Origin of the sequence: Amycolatopsis sp. NPDC051102 (assembly GCF_040682815.1) — a bacterium.
Lineage (GTDB): Bacteria > Actinomycetota > Actinomycetes > Mycobacteriales > Pseudonocardiaceae > Amycolatopsis.
Window position 1 is genome coordinate 937,346 of sequence record NZ_JBFBBT010000002.1, and the last position, 13,219, is coordinate 950,564.

The window sequence follows — 13,219 nt, forward strand, 5'->3', positions numbered from 1 at the left end:
TTCGTTTCGTCGATAAAGCGGGATCACTTGTCCTCCAAGGCCGTTCGGACCCGGGTGAAGTACATCTGCGCGAGCGGGATCGGCGCGAGCGAGCCCACCACCCCGACGACGAACAAGGGCCACGCCAGCTCCAGCGTCACCAGTACGACCACCACCGCGATCAGCGTGGCGTACCAGGCGCCCATCGCGATCAGGAACCAGCGCAGCTTGCGGTTCGCGAACGCCACCTTCTCCGGGTCCTCCGGGACCTCGGCCGCCGGCTCGGTTCGCATGTTCAACGCGTACGCCGGGACCGTGTAGGGGCCGGGGCGCCACCGTCCGTTCGGGAAGAGGACCACCATGTCGCGGTCGGTGCCGCCGATCCAAGCGCGGCGGTTCGGTTCGTGCTTCAGCGGTACCGAGCCGTGGGTCGACATCGCCGCGCGCAGCGTCATGCGGGTGCCGTCGCGGTACTCGGCTTCGATGTCCGGCATGTGCCTGTTGCGGCGGACCGGGTAGTCCGGGACGACGGTCACCGACGCGATCCGCCAGCCCGTGGCGAGGACCGCGCGGTGCCGGCGGCGCCAGTTCACCGCGGCGATGACCGACAGCACGAGCCCGCTCACGCCGGCGCACGCGCCGATCAGCAGGACCCACGTCAGGGTCTGGTCGTCGTTGGGCTCGTCCGGCGTGCGCACCCGGGCGGGGTCGGCCTTGTCGTAGATGACCGTGATCCGCTGGCCCTTGGTGTAGGGCCGGCCGGAGTCCCAGACGATGTCGGCGTACCGGTAGCCGTCGTCGTCGCCCACCGGGTACACCACGCGGATCGTGTCCTGGCTCCGGCTGTGCTTGGAGACGGCCAGCACCTCGCCGGTCACGCGCGCCCCGGTCTTCAGCAGGTGATCGGCCGACGCGCTCAGCGCGACGAGGCCCGCGACCACCCCCGCGAGCACGGCCGTCCAGACCAGCACGAGACCCGCCGACCGCAGCGCCAGCAACCGCAACCGGGCGGTCTCGGCGTCGAGGTCGACCTGCTCCTGCCCGTTGCGTGCGGTCAGCGCGGGCAGCCAGTGTTCGTGCTCGGCGACCAGCGCGGCGCGCTGCCGGTCGTGCCGCCGCCCGAGGGCGACGCAGCCCAGCACCAGCGCACCGGCCAGGACGAAGGCCAGGATTTCGATCGTGAGTTCGCCGTCTTCGAAGACGTACCCGGGCGTCGCCAGCCCGTAGACCGTCCCCGCCGCGTCCCCGAGCCCGGTCAGGCCGAAGACGATCGCGCCGGCCAGAAAGGTGTTCTGCCACCGGCGGTGCTTCGTCGCATCCCGGTCCATCCCCAGCGTCATCGCCTCAGGGTAGACCCGGAAAACCCGCCCTGACCTGCGAGCAAGCCGACACCGGACGGAGGCAACCGGCCGGGCTCGCCGAGCGTGCAAGCAGGCAATGCCCACGCCGGCCGGACTACTCCGCCACCACGATCACGTGCAGCTTCCTCGGCCCGTGCACGCCTTCCACCCGGGTCAGCTCGATGTCGCTGGTCGCGCTCGGGCCGCTGATCCACGTCTGCGGGCGGGCCGGGTCCAGGGCCGCCACGGCCTGCGGTACTCCCGGGACGATCCGGTCCGCGCGGAGCACGCACACGTGCACGTCCGGGACCAGGCTCAGTGCCCGCCGGCCCTGGCCCGGGCCGTGGTCGAGGACGATGGTGCCCGTTGTCGCGATGCCCAGTGCGGCCGTCGTGACCACCGCGTCGTACTCTGTCAGGTCCGCCGAAGTGCCGCCGATGTCGAGTGGGAACCCGAGCGGTACCAACACCTTCTGTGCCGAGCCGAGAGCCGTGCGAATGGCGGACGGCAGCTCGGCGGGGGTGCACCGCGTCAGCGCCGCGCGGTAGTCGACGACGCGCTCGGCGAACAGGGCGACGACGTCCGTGGCTGCGATACCGCGATATCCGCGCGGGACCTCGGCTTCGGTCCGGTCCGCGTGCCGCAGCGCGCCGCGGACCGCCGCCAGGATTTCCTCGCGGGCCGTCATCGCTTGCGCCACCAGGTCCGGAACGACTCGGGTGGTGGGGCGGGCAGGTCGCGCGCGTTCGTCCACAGTGAACCCGGCCACGGCAGGCGGGACAAGGCACGACGGCCGCCCGGCAGCACCCGGCGGCCGAAGCGGGTCAACGCCCGGTTCGCTACGCCCAGGCCGCGTTCGGCCAGACCCAGGCGACGGGCGTCCGAGAGCACCCACGACGCCGTTTTCATCGCCACCGCCTCCGGTTTCGGCGTTCCGCCGCGGTGCGCGTCGACCACCCGGGAGCGCAGGTGGACCAGGACTTCGGGGATGTCGATGCGCACCGGGCACGCCTCGAAACACGCGCCGCACAGGCTGGACGCGTACGGCAGCGAGTCCGTCTGCTCGTCGACGCCGACACCCTTGAGCAGCGGGTTGAGGATCGCGCCGATCGGGCCCGGGTAGACCGAGCCGTAGGCGTGGCCGCCCGTTCGTTCGTAGACCGGGCAGACGTTCAGGCACGCCGAACAGCGGATGCAGCGCAGCGCCTGCCGGCCGACCTCGTCGGCGAGCGCGCGGGTGCGGCCGTTGTCCAGCAGCACCACGTGCATCTCCTGCGGCCCGTCGCCCGGGGTCACGCCCGACCAGGTCGACGTGTACGGGTTCATCCGCTCCCCCGTGCTGGAGCGCGGCAGGAGCTGGAGGAACACGTCGAGGTCGCGCCAGGTGGGGACGACCTTTTCGATGCCCACCACCGAAACGAGCACCTCGGGCAGGGTCAGGCACATCCGGCCGTTGCCCTCGGACTCGACGACGACCAGGGTGCCGCTCTCGGCGACGGCGAAGTTCGCGCCGGAAACCGCCATCTTCGCCCGCAGGAACTTCTCGCGCAGGTGCAGCCGGGCCGCGCCGGCCAGCTCGGCCGGGTCGTCGGTCAGGCCTTCGGGCGCCGGACGGCCCGCCCCGGCCATCTCGCGGCGGAAGATCTCCCGGATCTCCGCGCGGTTGCGGTGGATCGCCGGCACCAGGATGTGGCTGGGCAGGTCGTCGCCGAGCTGCACGATGAGCTCGGCGAGGTCGGTCTCCCAGGCGGTGACGCCGTGCTCGGCGAGGGCCTCGTTGAGGCCGATCTCCTGTGTCGCCATGGACTTGACCTTGACGACCTCGTCGACGCCGTGGCCGCGCGCGATGCCGGCGACGACGTCGCAGGCTTCCTTGGCATCACGCGCCCAGTGCACGGTCACTCCCCTGGCCTGCAACGCCGCTTCGAGGGTCAGCAGGTGCTCGTCGAGGCGGCGCAGGGTGTTGTCCTTGATCGCCGCGCCCGCCAGGCGCAGCTCCTCCCACTCGGCGACCTCGCCGACGACGGCCGCGCGCTTGGCCCGGATCGTGCCGGTGGCGTGGGCGAGGTTGCGCCGCAGCTGGGTGTCGGCCAGTGCTTCCCGGGCCGCGGCCGGGAAGGCGGGCATGCCGACGAACGTGGCGCTCACGCGTCCTCCTCGGTCGAAGCCAGCACGTCGGCCAGGTGCAGCACGCGGACGCCGGACCGCTGCCGCGACAGCAGGCCGCCGATGTGCAGCAGGCAGGAGTTGTCGCCCGCCACGAGCACTTCCGCTCCGGTGCCGCGGACGTGCCGGGCTTTGTCCGCGCCCATGGCGGTGGACGTCTCGGCGTTCTTCACGGCGAAGGTGCCGCCGAAGCCGCAGCATTCGTCCGCGGCGGGCAGTTCGGCGAGGTCGAGCCCGCGGACCGCGCGCAGCAGCCGCAGCGGCTTGTCGCCGACGCCGAGCATGCGCAGCGAGTGGCAGGTCGGGTGGTAGGTGACGCGGTGCGGGAAGTAGGCGCCGACGTCGGTCACGCCGAGCACGTCGACGAGGAACTCGCTCAGCTCGTAGACCTTCGGCCCCCGGTCCAGGGGCTCCCCCGCGCGCCGGGCGACGAGGCCGTGCTGGTGCCGGGCCGACCCCGCGCACGAACCCGACGGCGTCACGACGCAGTCGTACCCGGCGAACGCCCGCGCGAACGCGCGGACCACCGGCACGGCCTCGTCGAGGTAGCCGGTGTTGACCATCGGCTGGGCGCAGCAGGTCTGCGCCGCCGGGAAGTCCGCGTCCACGCCGAGCCGGCGCAGCAGCCGGAACACCGCCTTGCCGGTCTCGGGGAACAGCGCGTCGTTGATGCAGGTGACGAGCACGGCGACCTTCACGCGCGCCTCCTCCGCCGAGTTAAAAGGTTTCAATACCGCAGCGCGGTGACGCTACTACGCCGCACAGTGGAGCGTCAACGCGTGATTATTACGTTTCAAGCGTCGAAGAGAATGGTCCGCAGAACGCGCGCCAGGTGGGCGGCGAGCTCGGCCGCGGGCAGGTCGGCGAGCGGCCCGGTCCGGGCGATGTACCGGTTGACCGTCACGCCGATCAGCTGCGCCCCGAGCATCGCGACGCGGACGGCGGTGTCCTCGCCGTCGACGACTTCGCGGTAGGCCCGGATGCTGCTCGCTTCCATCGCGCTGTACAGCTTCGCCGCCGCCTGCTGGTCCGAGGCGATGCTGCGCAGCAGGACCACGAGCGGGTCGACGGCGGCGCCGGTCTCCATCCGCTCGACGTAGGCGTGCGCGACGCGTTCGGGCAGCGTATCCGGGTCGCCGGCGATCACTGCGTCGAGTTCCCGGTGGCCCGGCACGGCGGCCAGGAACAGCTGCTCCTTCGACCCGAACTGCCGCAGGACCAGGCCGTGGGTGACGCCGGCGCGCGACGCGATCTCCCGCACGGTCGCCCGGGCGAACCCGCGTTCGCCGAAGCAGGTGCGGGCGGCGTCCAGGATGGCCTGGCGGTGGCCTTCCGGATCACGGCGGTGCGGGCGTCGGGTCATGCCGGTCAATTTACCAAGTGGTCAGCAAGCGCACTATGCTGGTTAATGACCAAGTGGTCAACAGGACGGAGAGCACTCGTGAGCACCATGCTGATCATCGGCGGCACCGACGGCCTGGGCCGGTACATCGCCCAGCGGCACGCGGACCGGGGCGGCACGGTCGTGGTCGCCGGCCGCGACGCGAGCCGCGCCGAGGCGGTCGCCAAGGAGATCGGGCCGGCCGCGGCCGGTTTCGGCCTCGACCTCGCCCGGCCGGAGACCATCGCCGCCTCGGCCGCCGGGGTGCCGGACCTCGACCACCTGGTGATCACCGCCAGCCACCAGCGCCCGAACACGTTGCGGGACTTCGACGTCGCCGCGGCGATCACCGCGGTGACGACGAAGCTGGTCGGCTACACCGAAGCCGTCAGAGTGCTCAGAGAGCGCTTCACGCCGGAGGCGTCGGTCGTCCTCTTCGGCGGCCTGGCCAAGGAACGGCCCTACCCGGGCTCGACCGTGATCACCACCTTCAACAGCGCCGTCACCGGCCTGGTGAAGACGCTGGCGATCGAACTCGCGCCGCACCGGGTCAACGCCCTGCACCCGGGCCTGGTCGGCGACAGCCCGCGGTGGCGCGACGCCGACCTGGGGCAGCAGGCCGAGCGCACGCCGACCGGGCGCCTGGTGACGATGGCGGAGATCGCCGACGCCACGGACTTCCTGCTCCGCAACGGCGGCATGAACGGCCACGACCTCTTCGTCGACGGCGGTTTCCTCACCCGCTGACCCGGCCCCGCCGTCACCTCGGGCGGCACGCGGAGTGAGCGGGCCCCACCCCCAGCCGAGCCCGCTCACCCGCACCTGGCCGCGACGATCGGCGCCGGCTCGTCGCGGAGTTCGCATCCGCCACTCTCGCGGCCGGACCTTGAAGAAACCTTGGACGGCCGGGCGCCGGCCGCCGGATCCGGGCTTGACCCTGCCCCAGGGGCAGGGTTCGACGATGCGGTCATGAACGAAACCACCATCGAAGCCCGGATCCGCGAGCAGCTCACCGGTGACGTCCCCGGGTTCGTCGCGGGTGTCCACCACGCCGGCGAGCAGGTCGTCGTCGCGCACGGGACCGCCAACGTCGCCACCGGGGCGCCGATGCGCGAAGACACCGGTTTCCTCTTCGGGTCCGTCACCAAGGTCCTCACCACCACCCTCGTCCTGCAGCAGGTCGAACGCGGGCGGCTGGACCTCGACGAACCCGTGGTCGCCTACCTGCCGGAATTCGCCCTGGCCACCCCGGGTGCGGCGGACAAGATCCTGGTCCGGCACCTGGTCTCGCACACCAACGGCATCGACGCCGACCTCTATTTCCCCGACGCCCAGGGCCGCGACGCGCTCAAGACCTACGTCGAGGGCCTGGCGGGCAGCTGCGGGACGCTGTTCGAGCCCGGCGAACAGCTCAGCTACTCCAACGGCGGCATGATCGTCGCGGGGCGCCTGCTGGAGGCCGTGACCGGCCTGTCCTTCCCCGAGCTGCTCGAACGCGACGTCTACGCGCCCGTCGGGATGCGGGACTCCGGGACCTCGGCCGAGCAGGCCATCCTGCGCAGCACCGCGGTCGGGCACTTCCCCGACGCCGGGACCGGCGAGGCCCGGCCCACGACCATGTTCACCCTGCCGGACACCTGGGGCCCGGCCGGCGGCACGCCGATCGGGACCGTCGCCGACCTGCTCGCCTTTGGGCGCACCCACCTCGCCGGCGGCGTCTCCCCGGGCGGCACCCGCGTCCTGTCGGCCGCGTCGGTCGCGCTGATGCAGGAGGTCTGGCACGACATGGCCACCCCGAACGTCCCGCCGATGGGCCTGGGCTGGGTGCGCTACCCGTTCGGCGACACGACCGTCCTCGCCATGTCGGGCGCCTCGCCCGGCGGCGTGGCCATCCTCTGCGTCGTACCGGAGCACGACTTCGTCTTCGCCGCCTTCGGGAACACGCCCGGCGCGATCATGCTGCACGACCGGATCCTCCGGACGCTGCTCGAGGAGCACCTGGGCGTCCGGATCCCCTCGCTGCTCACCGGACCGCAGCCCGACGTCGACCTCACGCCCTACGTGGGCACCTACCGTTCGAACCAGCTGCGCATCGACGTCAGCATCCTCGACGGGCAGCTGGAGGAACGGGTCACCTACGAGCCCGCCGACGCCTCCCAGGAGCGCATCTTCACCCGGTTCGCCGGCGGCGCGACCGCCGCGCCGCCGCAGCGGTACGTGCCGGTCCGGCCCGGGCTGTTCGCGCCGGCCGGCTACCCGGCGGAGACGTTCGACGGGTACCTGCGGCTGCTGCTCGTCTCCTACCACGACGTCCGGGACGGGCACGCGCGCTTCCGCAACGGCGGTGGCCGGTTGACCCGCCGGGCGTGACGGCCCTGGGAGGATGGGCACCATGATCACGATCGGCCGGCTCGCCGAGTACGCCGGGGTGAGTGTCAAAGCCGTCCGCCACTACCACGAGCGCGGCCTGCTCGCCGAGCCCGGCCGCGACTCCGCCGGCTACCGGCGCTACACCGCCCAGCACGCCGTCGACCTCGTCAAGATCCGGACCCTGGCCGCGGCGGGCGTCCCGCTGGCCCGCGTCAAGGACCTCCTGGACGCCGACCCCGCCACGCTGGCCGCCGCCATCGCGAAAATCGACGGCGACCTCGTCGAGCGCATCGGACGGCTGCAGCGCAGCCGCGAACAGCTCGCCCAGCTCCGCGGCGGCGAGCGGCTCTTCGTCCCGGACGAGGTCGCCGGCTACCTCGACGCGCTGCGCCGGCTCGGCGTCAGCGAACGCCAGGTCCGGCTGGAACGCGACGGCTGGATCCTGATGCGCACCGCCTCTCCCGAGGACGCGGCCGGGTGGATCACCGAGAAGCGCGAGCTCGTCGACGGCGATCCCGAATTCCGCGCGCTGTACCTCGACCACGACGCCGCCTACGACTGGCCGCGGGACGACCCGCGGCTCCCGGCGCTCGCGGACCGCACGCGGGCCTGGATGACCGGCCGCCCGGACCGGTCCGAAACCCGGCCCGTGCAGAACCCCGCCATCGCCCGGCTTGCGCAGCAGTCCCAGCCCGGGGCTTCGTCGCCGGCCTGGGACGAGCTCGCCCGGCTCCTGCGGGGCTGACCGCCCTCACCGCAGGCGGCGCACCAGCGAAAGCCAGTCCTCGGCTTCGGCGCGGTCGGCGTGCAGGGGCAGGACGCGGTCGAGCCGCAGCAGCCGGATCGGGCGCAGCACCGCGCGGTCGGTGGCGACGATCGCGCACGGGACGCCGCGGGCGTGGGCGGTCGTGACGACGTCGAGCAGCACCGCCAGCGCCCCGGCGGAACAGAAGGTGACGCCGGCCAGATCGAGGACCAGCGCGGCCGGCCGCCGGCTCAGCTCCGCCTCGAGCCGTTCGTGCAGCGACGAGGTGACCGACAGGTCGAGGTCGCCGGTCACGGCGACGGCGGTGTGCCCGGCCGTGGTGGTGACGACGACGCGCGCCCGCGCCGGAACGACGTGGGGCACCTCGACCTCGGTGGACGTGGCGAGCATCAGTGGCCTCCTCATCGGAACGGGAGGCCGGGATCGGCCGGCACTTCCCGTGCAGCCGGCTGCTGCCCCTCGGGCAGCTCGGAACCGGTCGGCGGCTGGTGGTCTCAACCGCAGTGCCGCGGCTGCGACGCCGCGACGCTGATGCCGGGCGTCCCCGGCAGTGGGCCTACTGCCCACTCGCCGCGCCGTTCAATCCCCGGTTACCGGACCGAGCGACGATGTTACGGGTGTAACATCGCGATGTGACGTCCGATCAGAGCTGGCTGGTCATCAGCGTGTCGACCGCCGGCGCGCCGGACTCGCTGCGGGTGCAGGTGTGGCGGAAACTCCGCTCGCTCGGGGCGCTCTACCTGCAGCAGTCGGTGTGCCTGCTGCCCGCGCGGCCGCCGGTGGTGCGGGAGATCCGCCGGCTGTCCGTCCGCGTCCGCCACCAAGGGGGCTCGGCCCGGGTGCTGTCGATGACCTTCACCGACCCGGCCGAGGAACAGGCGGTGATCGCCGAGCTCAACACCGCCCGCGACACCGAATACGCCGAAGTCCTCCAGCGTTTGCCGGAACTGCGCCGGGAACTCGACGGCGAACAGGCCCGCGGCAACGTCACCTACGCCGAAGTCGAGGAATCCGAAGCCGACCTGCAGCGCTTCCGCGGCTGGCTGGCCAAGATCGCCGCTCGCGACTACTTCGACGCCCTCGCCGGCCGCCACGCCCGCGACGCCGTCGAGGAGGCCGCCGCCGCGCTGACCGCCTTCGAAGAAGCCGCCCTGCGCGCCGAGGGTTCCGGACCATGACCGGCTCGTTCTGGGGGGACCTGCTCATCGGCGTCGGAGCCGCGCTGCTGCTGGCGTGGCTGGTCCTGGTGGTGGCGCTGGTCGTCGTCCGGCCACGGGGTGGGCTGCTGCGGGAGGCGCTGCGGCTGCTGCCCGACGTCCTGCGGCTCATCCGGCGCCTCGCCGCCGACAGGACGCTCCCCCGCGGCGTCCGGATCCGGCTCGGGCTGCTCCTGGCCTACCTCGCGCTGCCCATCGACCTCGTCCCCGACTTCATCCCCGTGCTCGGGTACGCCGACGACGCCATCATCGTCACCGCGGTCCTGCGCGGCGTCGTCCGCCGCGCCGGGCTCGACGCCGTGCGCGCCCACTGGCCCGGCACCGACGACGGGTTCGCGGCGCTGGCCCGCCTGACCGGGCTCCGCTGAGCCCGGCTACTTCGCGACGGCAGCCAGGAAAGCCGACCACCCGGCGCTCGGGACGGCGAAGAAACCGCCACGCGGATCCTTCGAGTCACGCACGGCAGCGCCATCGCCGATGATCGCCACCTCGACGCACTCGTTACCCGCAGCGCTGTAGCTGCTCTTCCGCCAGATTGCCTCGTCCAACGTCAGCCTCCTTCGCTCAGCGAAGCGGGCGAGTACCGGCCAGCCCCGGCACTCGCCCGTGCTCCGCTACTTGACGGCAGCCAGGAACGCCGACCAGCCGTCGCCCGGTAGGGCGAAGAACCCGCCACGCGGGTCCTTCGAATCACGAACGGCAGCGCCATCGCCGAGGATCGCCACCTCGACACACTCGTTGCCGCCTTGGCCGCTGTAGCTACTCTTGCGCCACGCCGCCTCCGGCAGTTGCGTCTCGTTCAACCTCAGTCTCCAGTCTTTTGATCATCCGGCCGCTCCGATGATCTCCATCAGCAGCTCACGGGAGACGTCCGGCTCTTCGGCTGATGCCCAGAGTTCGTCGAAGGCTTCGACATACGGTTGGACCTCCGCCTTTTGCTCAAGGTACACACCGGCGTACAACAGTTCGATGTAACCGATGTCCGGCTCGTTGTCGTCGAAACCCAAGATGCTGAAGGGATAGCCCATGGCGTAGTACGCGCCGCGCTCGCTCTTCAGGAGCCTGATGTCGACGTTCGGCAACTCCATGAGCTCGGCGATCCGGCGCAGCTGCCCGAGCCAGGTTTCGCGGCCGCCCACTTGGATTCGCAGCACGGCTTCGGTCAGCACGCAGCGGACAGCCAGCGGCGAATCGTCCGTCAGGCGAGCCTGCCGGCGGATGCGCGCCTGAACCCGTTCTTCGTACTGCTCGTCATCCGGCGCCGAACCCAGCTTCGAGATCGCCCTCGCGTAGCCCTCCGTCTGGAAGAGCCCGGGTACGACATCGATCTTGAAGATCCGCACGCTGGACGCTTCGGACTCCAGCGCCACGTACTCGCGCACGTCCGCAGCGAACGCGTCGGCCGAAATCTGCTCCAGCCAGCGGGGACTGTGCGCGGTCTGCGCGTCGCGGAACAGGGCGTCCCGCTCCTCCGGTGGCCGGCTGAAGTGGAGGGCCAGCGTCATCACGTCGGCCGGGGTGATCGGCAGCTTGGCCGTCTCGATGCGGGACTGCTTCGCGTTCGACCAGCCGACCGCCTTCGCGACGTCGAGCTGGTCCTGACCGCTCTCCAGCCGCCAAGCCGCGATCGTGCGGGCGATCCGCCGCATGCGGACACCCGAAGTCTTCGCCTTCGCCTCGTCGGGCACGGTGCTCCTCTCCTCGAAATCGCCGCCGAGCCTACGGCAGCCGCGACAAGTTGCGCGGTCACTCGATCGGCTGACTCTGTAAATTTACAGATCGTTTCGCTTGCGTGACATGCAATTTTGCCTGACAGTGAGGGCCGGAACGAGCCACCTCGGGAGGACACATGAGCACCCCGGATGCGTGGGGCCAGGTGCCCGCGGCGTGGGAACGGGCGAGCGGCGCCATCGCCGTCGCGCGGGAACGGGGCTGGACGTGGCAGGCGCGTCCGGCCGGCTCGGCCGCACCGCACGAACTGCTCGGCCGGCGGACCACCGCCACGCACGAAGACGTCGTCGTCATCGAAGCGGCCAAGGACCCGATGCACGCCATCGGCGCCCGGTTCGCCCCCGGCGACTGGGGAAAGCACGGCACCGTCCCGATTCGCGGCCCGGTCGCCGGAGCTCCCGACGAAGTGCTGTTCACCGTGCTGGGCTGGACCGGCGAGGACACGCCATGACACTGCGCCCACCGCTGTCGGACCGGCAGCGCCGCACCCTCGCCACCGCCGTCCGGGACGGCGACCGGGGGCGGCGCGTCCGCGCCGCCGCCGTCCAGCACTGGTACGACGGCCGTTCCCAGGCCGACGCGGCCGCCCGCGCGAACGTCTCGCCGACGACGATCCGGCGCTGGGTGCGGGGGTTCCAGGAGACCGGCACCGTCCCGGAAGGACGGACGCACCCGGCCGGGCCGGCCGCGCTGCACTCCCCGCGCGGCACCGTCATCGCCATGTCGACCCGGCAGTTCCGGGTCACCCTCGGCGCGGAACTCCTGGCCGCGCGGCGGCTTCGCGGGTGGTCACGGGCCCAGGTGGTCGCCGCCGGCGGCGTCGGCTACAGCCCGGCGATCCTCGGGCACTGGGAACGCGGCAGCCGGGCGATCCCGCTCGTCGCGTTCGTCATCGTCGGCCACGCACTGGGCCTCGACCCCGGGGAGGTGATCCGGCGGTGCTACGACGAGTCGTTTGCCCACGTGCGCGGGCTGCCCCGGTGAGCGGCTCCCTCTCCGGCGTGGAGACTGGAGGGAAACCACGCGCGGGGAGGAAGCCGCCGCGGCCGGGCGCTGCTGGACCCGGCACGGCAACGGTAGCGAACGGGTGCCCGCTCGCGGCCGGTTGTCACCGACGCGGGTCAACCCCCTCAGTCACGTCCACGTGCGCCGACGCGCCGGCGGCCGCGTGGCCGTCCGAAACCGACCTGCAGCTCGCCGAGCACCCGGAGTTCGTGCTCCTGTGCCGCGTCCTCGGCGGGTTGCGCCGGCTGTCCTTTTCGGACCGAACCGCACCACCCGGAGTCGCCATGCCCCGCGCCACGCACCACCTCGTCGACCTCCTCCGCGCCACCCAGACCCGGATCGGCGTGCTCACCGCCCGGCTCGCCGACGGCACGGCCGGCCCGGACGAGCAACGCGCTTTCGCCGACCAGGCCGAAGAACTGGCCGACCTGCTCCGCTCGCACGCGGACGACGTCGACGCGGGCATCGTGGCGGCGCCGCCGGACCTCTTCCACACGAATCGGGAAACAGCATGACGAAACCCCCCTTGCGCCCGGCCCTGCTCCTGCTGGGCAGCGGCCTCCGAGACCAGCGCACCGCGCGGGGAGTGGGCCTGCGCGCCCTGGCCCGCAAGCTCGGCCTGGCCGCCGCCGACCTGTCGGCGTGGGAACTGGGCACCCGCCGGCCCCCGGCCGAGGCCGCCGCGTACGTCCTCGGCTACCTGCAGGCGAAACCGGCCGAATACCGGCGGCTGATGCAGCTGCACCAGCAGAGCGACCAGCCGGGCTACATCGAAGACCTCGGCCCGGAAGCGGGCCGCCTGGCGCAGCTGTCCGAGCAGCACGCCGTCCGCGTGCTGGAGTGGGCCCCGCACGCGCTCCCGGACGTCCCGCCGTCGGTCCCGCCGGGCTGCCGGCACGTCCTGCTGGTGAGCGAAACCGCCCGGCGCACGGCCGCCGGTCTCCCCCAGGCCAAGCACGTCACGGTCCAGGTCGTCCCGGACGGCATCGGCACGAGCCACGCCTTCGCGATTCACGAATTCGCGGCCGGCACCAGCACAGTGCTCCTCCGGCACGAACACACCCGGATCCACCTCGGCGACCCGCGTACGGTCGAGCGCTACCGGGCGACTTTTCTGCGCCTGCAACGGAAAGCGGCTGACCGGGCCCGCGCCTGCCCGGTGACCCCTTAGGGATCAGTTCAGAATGAGTTTGCGGAGGCAGATGATCGAGCAAGCGAGGCTGAGGATGGCTTCGTGGATGTCAGCTCGACGTTCGGTGCGGAT

General features: G+C 72.1%; 18 protein-coding genes. 9 read left to right on the forward strand and 9 right to left on the reverse strand.

Translation table 11 applies throughout. The features are described 5' to 3' along the window. Positions 1-23: 23 nt before the first annotated feature. The 5 genes from AB0M93_RS10270 to AB0M93_RS10290 form a co-directional block, all read right to left on the reverse strand. Positions 24-1,319: a DUF3592 domain-containing protein gene (locus AB0M93_RS10270; protein ID WP_364270599.1), complete on the reverse strand. Its 1,296-nt coding sequence runs from the start codon at positions 1,317-1,319 to the stop codon at positions 24-26. Between the two features lie 115 nt (positions 1,320-1,434). Next, positions 1,435-2,007, reverse strand: a complete 573-nt coding sequence (locus AB0M93_RS10275; RefSeq protein ID WP_364270601.1) for a lactate utilization protein C — start codon at positions 2,005-2,007, stop codon at positions 1,435-1,437. Further along, positions 2,004-3,446 (reverse strand): lactate utilization protein B, encoded by a 1,443-nt coding sequence (locus AB0M93_RS10280; RefSeq protein ID WP_364270703.1) that lies wholly within the window; start codon positions 3,444-3,446, stop codon positions 2,004-2,006. The genes AB0M93_RS10275 and AB0M93_RS10280 overlap by 4 nt, the downstream gene beginning before the upstream one ends. 17 nt (positions 3,447-3,463) lie before the next feature. After that, positions 3,464-4,183 carry a (Fe-S)-binding protein gene (locus tag AB0M93_RS10285; RefSeq protein WP_364270604.1) on the reverse strand — a complete coding sequence of 240 codons (720 nt, stop codon included), beginning with the start codon at positions 4,181-4,183 and terminating at the stop codon, positions 3,464-3,466. 95 nt (positions 4,184-4,278) lie between these two features. Continuing rightward, positions 4,279-4,848, reverse strand: coding sequence for a TetR family transcriptional regulator (locus tag AB0M93_RS10290; protein ID WP_364270607.1), 570 nt, complete (start codon positions 4,846-4,848; stop codon positions 4,279-4,281). Positions 4,849-4,935: 87 nt separating this feature from the next. Here AB0M93_RS10290 and AB0M93_RS10295 point away from each other — a divergent pair, with 87 nt between their 5' ends. The 3 genes from AB0M93_RS10295 (at position 4,936) to AB0M93_RS10305 (ending at position 7,981) form a co-directional block, all read left to right on the forward strand. Then, a complete protein-coding gene (locus AB0M93_RS10295) occupies positions 4,936-5,613 on the forward strand; it encodes an SDR family oxidoreductase (protein ID WP_364270706.1) in 678 nt (225 codons plus the stop codon). 222 nt (positions 5,614-5,835) lie between these two features. Beyond that, positions 5,836-7,236: a serine hydrolase domain-containing protein gene (locus AB0M93_RS10300; protein WP_364270610.1), complete on the forward strand. Its 1,401-nt coding sequence runs from the start codon at positions 5,836-5,838 to the stop codon at positions 7,234-7,236. A 22-nt stretch (positions 7,237-7,258) separates the two neighbouring features. After that, complete coding sequence (locus AB0M93_RS10305; protein ID WP_364270611.1) at positions 7,259-7,981, forward strand: MerR family transcriptional regulator; 723 nt, start codon at positions 7,259-7,261, stop codon at positions 7,979-7,981. 6 nt (positions 7,982-7,987) lie between these two features. Here AB0M93_RS10305 and AB0M93_RS10310 read toward each other — a convergent pair whose 3' ends face one another. Further along, positions 7,988-8,392, reverse strand: coding sequence for an STAS domain-containing protein (locus AB0M93_RS10310; protein ID WP_364270613.1), 405 nt, complete (start codon positions 8,390-8,392; stop codon positions 7,988-7,990). A 242-nt stretch (positions 8,393-8,634) separates the two neighbouring features. Between AB0M93_RS10310 and AB0M93_RS10315 the strand changes: the two genes are divergently transcribed. Then, entirely contained in the window at positions 8,635-9,180 is a 546-nt protein-coding gene (locus AB0M93_RS10315; RefSeq protein ID WP_364270616.1) for a Chromate resistance protein ChrB, read from the forward strand. Next, positions 9,177-9,587: a YkvA family protein gene (locus AB0M93_RS10320; RefSeq protein ID WP_364270619.1), complete on the forward strand. Its 411-nt coding sequence runs from the start codon at positions 9,177-9,179 to the stop codon at positions 9,585-9,587. Before AB0M93_RS10315 ends, AB0M93_RS10320 begins: the two co-directional genes overlap by 4 nt. Positions 9,588-9,593: 6 nt before the next feature. Here the strand turns inward: AB0M93_RS10320 and AB0M93_RS10325 are convergent, their stop codons facing one another. The 3 genes from AB0M93_RS10325 to AB0M93_RS10335 all read right to left on the reverse strand — a co-directional run bounded on the left by AB0M93_RS10325 (position 9,594) and on the right by AB0M93_RS10335 (position 10,907). Then, a complete protein-coding gene (locus tag AB0M93_RS10325) occupies positions 9,594-9,767 on the reverse strand; it encodes a DUF397 domain-containing protein (protein ID WP_364270622.1) in 174 nt (57 codons plus the stop codon). A 66-nt stretch (positions 9,768-9,833) separates the two neighbouring features. Next, positions 9,834-10,022 carry a DUF397 domain-containing protein gene (locus tag AB0M93_RS10330; RefSeq protein ID WP_364270625.1) on the reverse strand — a complete coding sequence of 63 codons (189 nt, stop codon included), beginning with the start codon at positions 10,020-10,022 and terminating at the stop codon, positions 9,834-9,836. Between the two features lie 21 nt (positions 10,023-10,043). Beyond that, positions 10,044-10,907, reverse strand: coding sequence for a helix-turn-helix transcriptional regulator (locus tag AB0M93_RS10335; RefSeq protein ID WP_364270628.1), 864 nt, complete (start codon positions 10,905-10,907; stop codon positions 10,044-10,046). Positions 10,908-11,068: 161 nt separating this feature from the next. Here AB0M93_RS10335 and AB0M93_RS10340 point away from each other — a divergent pair, with 161 nt between their 5' ends. The 4 genes from AB0M93_RS10340 to AB0M93_RS10355 all read left to right on the forward strand — a co-directional run bounded on the left by AB0M93_RS10340 (position 11,069) and on the right by AB0M93_RS10355 (position 13,126). Next, positions 11,069-11,401 (forward strand): hypothetical protein, encoded by a 333-nt coding sequence (locus AB0M93_RS10340; protein ID WP_364270631.1) that lies wholly within the window; start codon positions 11,069-11,071, stop codon positions 11,399-11,401. Beyond that, positions 11,398-11,934: a helix-turn-helix domain-containing protein gene (locus tag AB0M93_RS10345; protein ID WP_364270633.1), complete on the forward strand. Its 537-nt coding sequence runs from the start codon at positions 11,398-11,400 to the stop codon at positions 11,932-11,934. Before AB0M93_RS10340 ends, AB0M93_RS10345 begins: the two co-directional genes overlap by 4 nt. A 305-nt stretch (positions 11,935-12,239) precedes the next feature. Further along, complete coding sequence (locus AB0M93_RS10350; RefSeq protein ID WP_364270636.1) at positions 12,240-12,470, forward strand: hypothetical protein; 231 nt, start codon at positions 12,240-12,242, stop codon at positions 12,468-12,470. After that, complete coding sequence (locus AB0M93_RS10355) at positions 12,467-13,126, forward strand: Scr1 family TA system antitoxin-like transcriptional regulator (RefSeq protein WP_364270639.1); 660 nt, start codon at positions 12,467-12,469, stop codon at positions 13,124-13,126. The genes AB0M93_RS10350 and AB0M93_RS10355 overlap by 4 nt, the downstream gene beginning before the upstream one ends. Positions 13,127-13,219 lie beyond the last annotated feature (93 nt).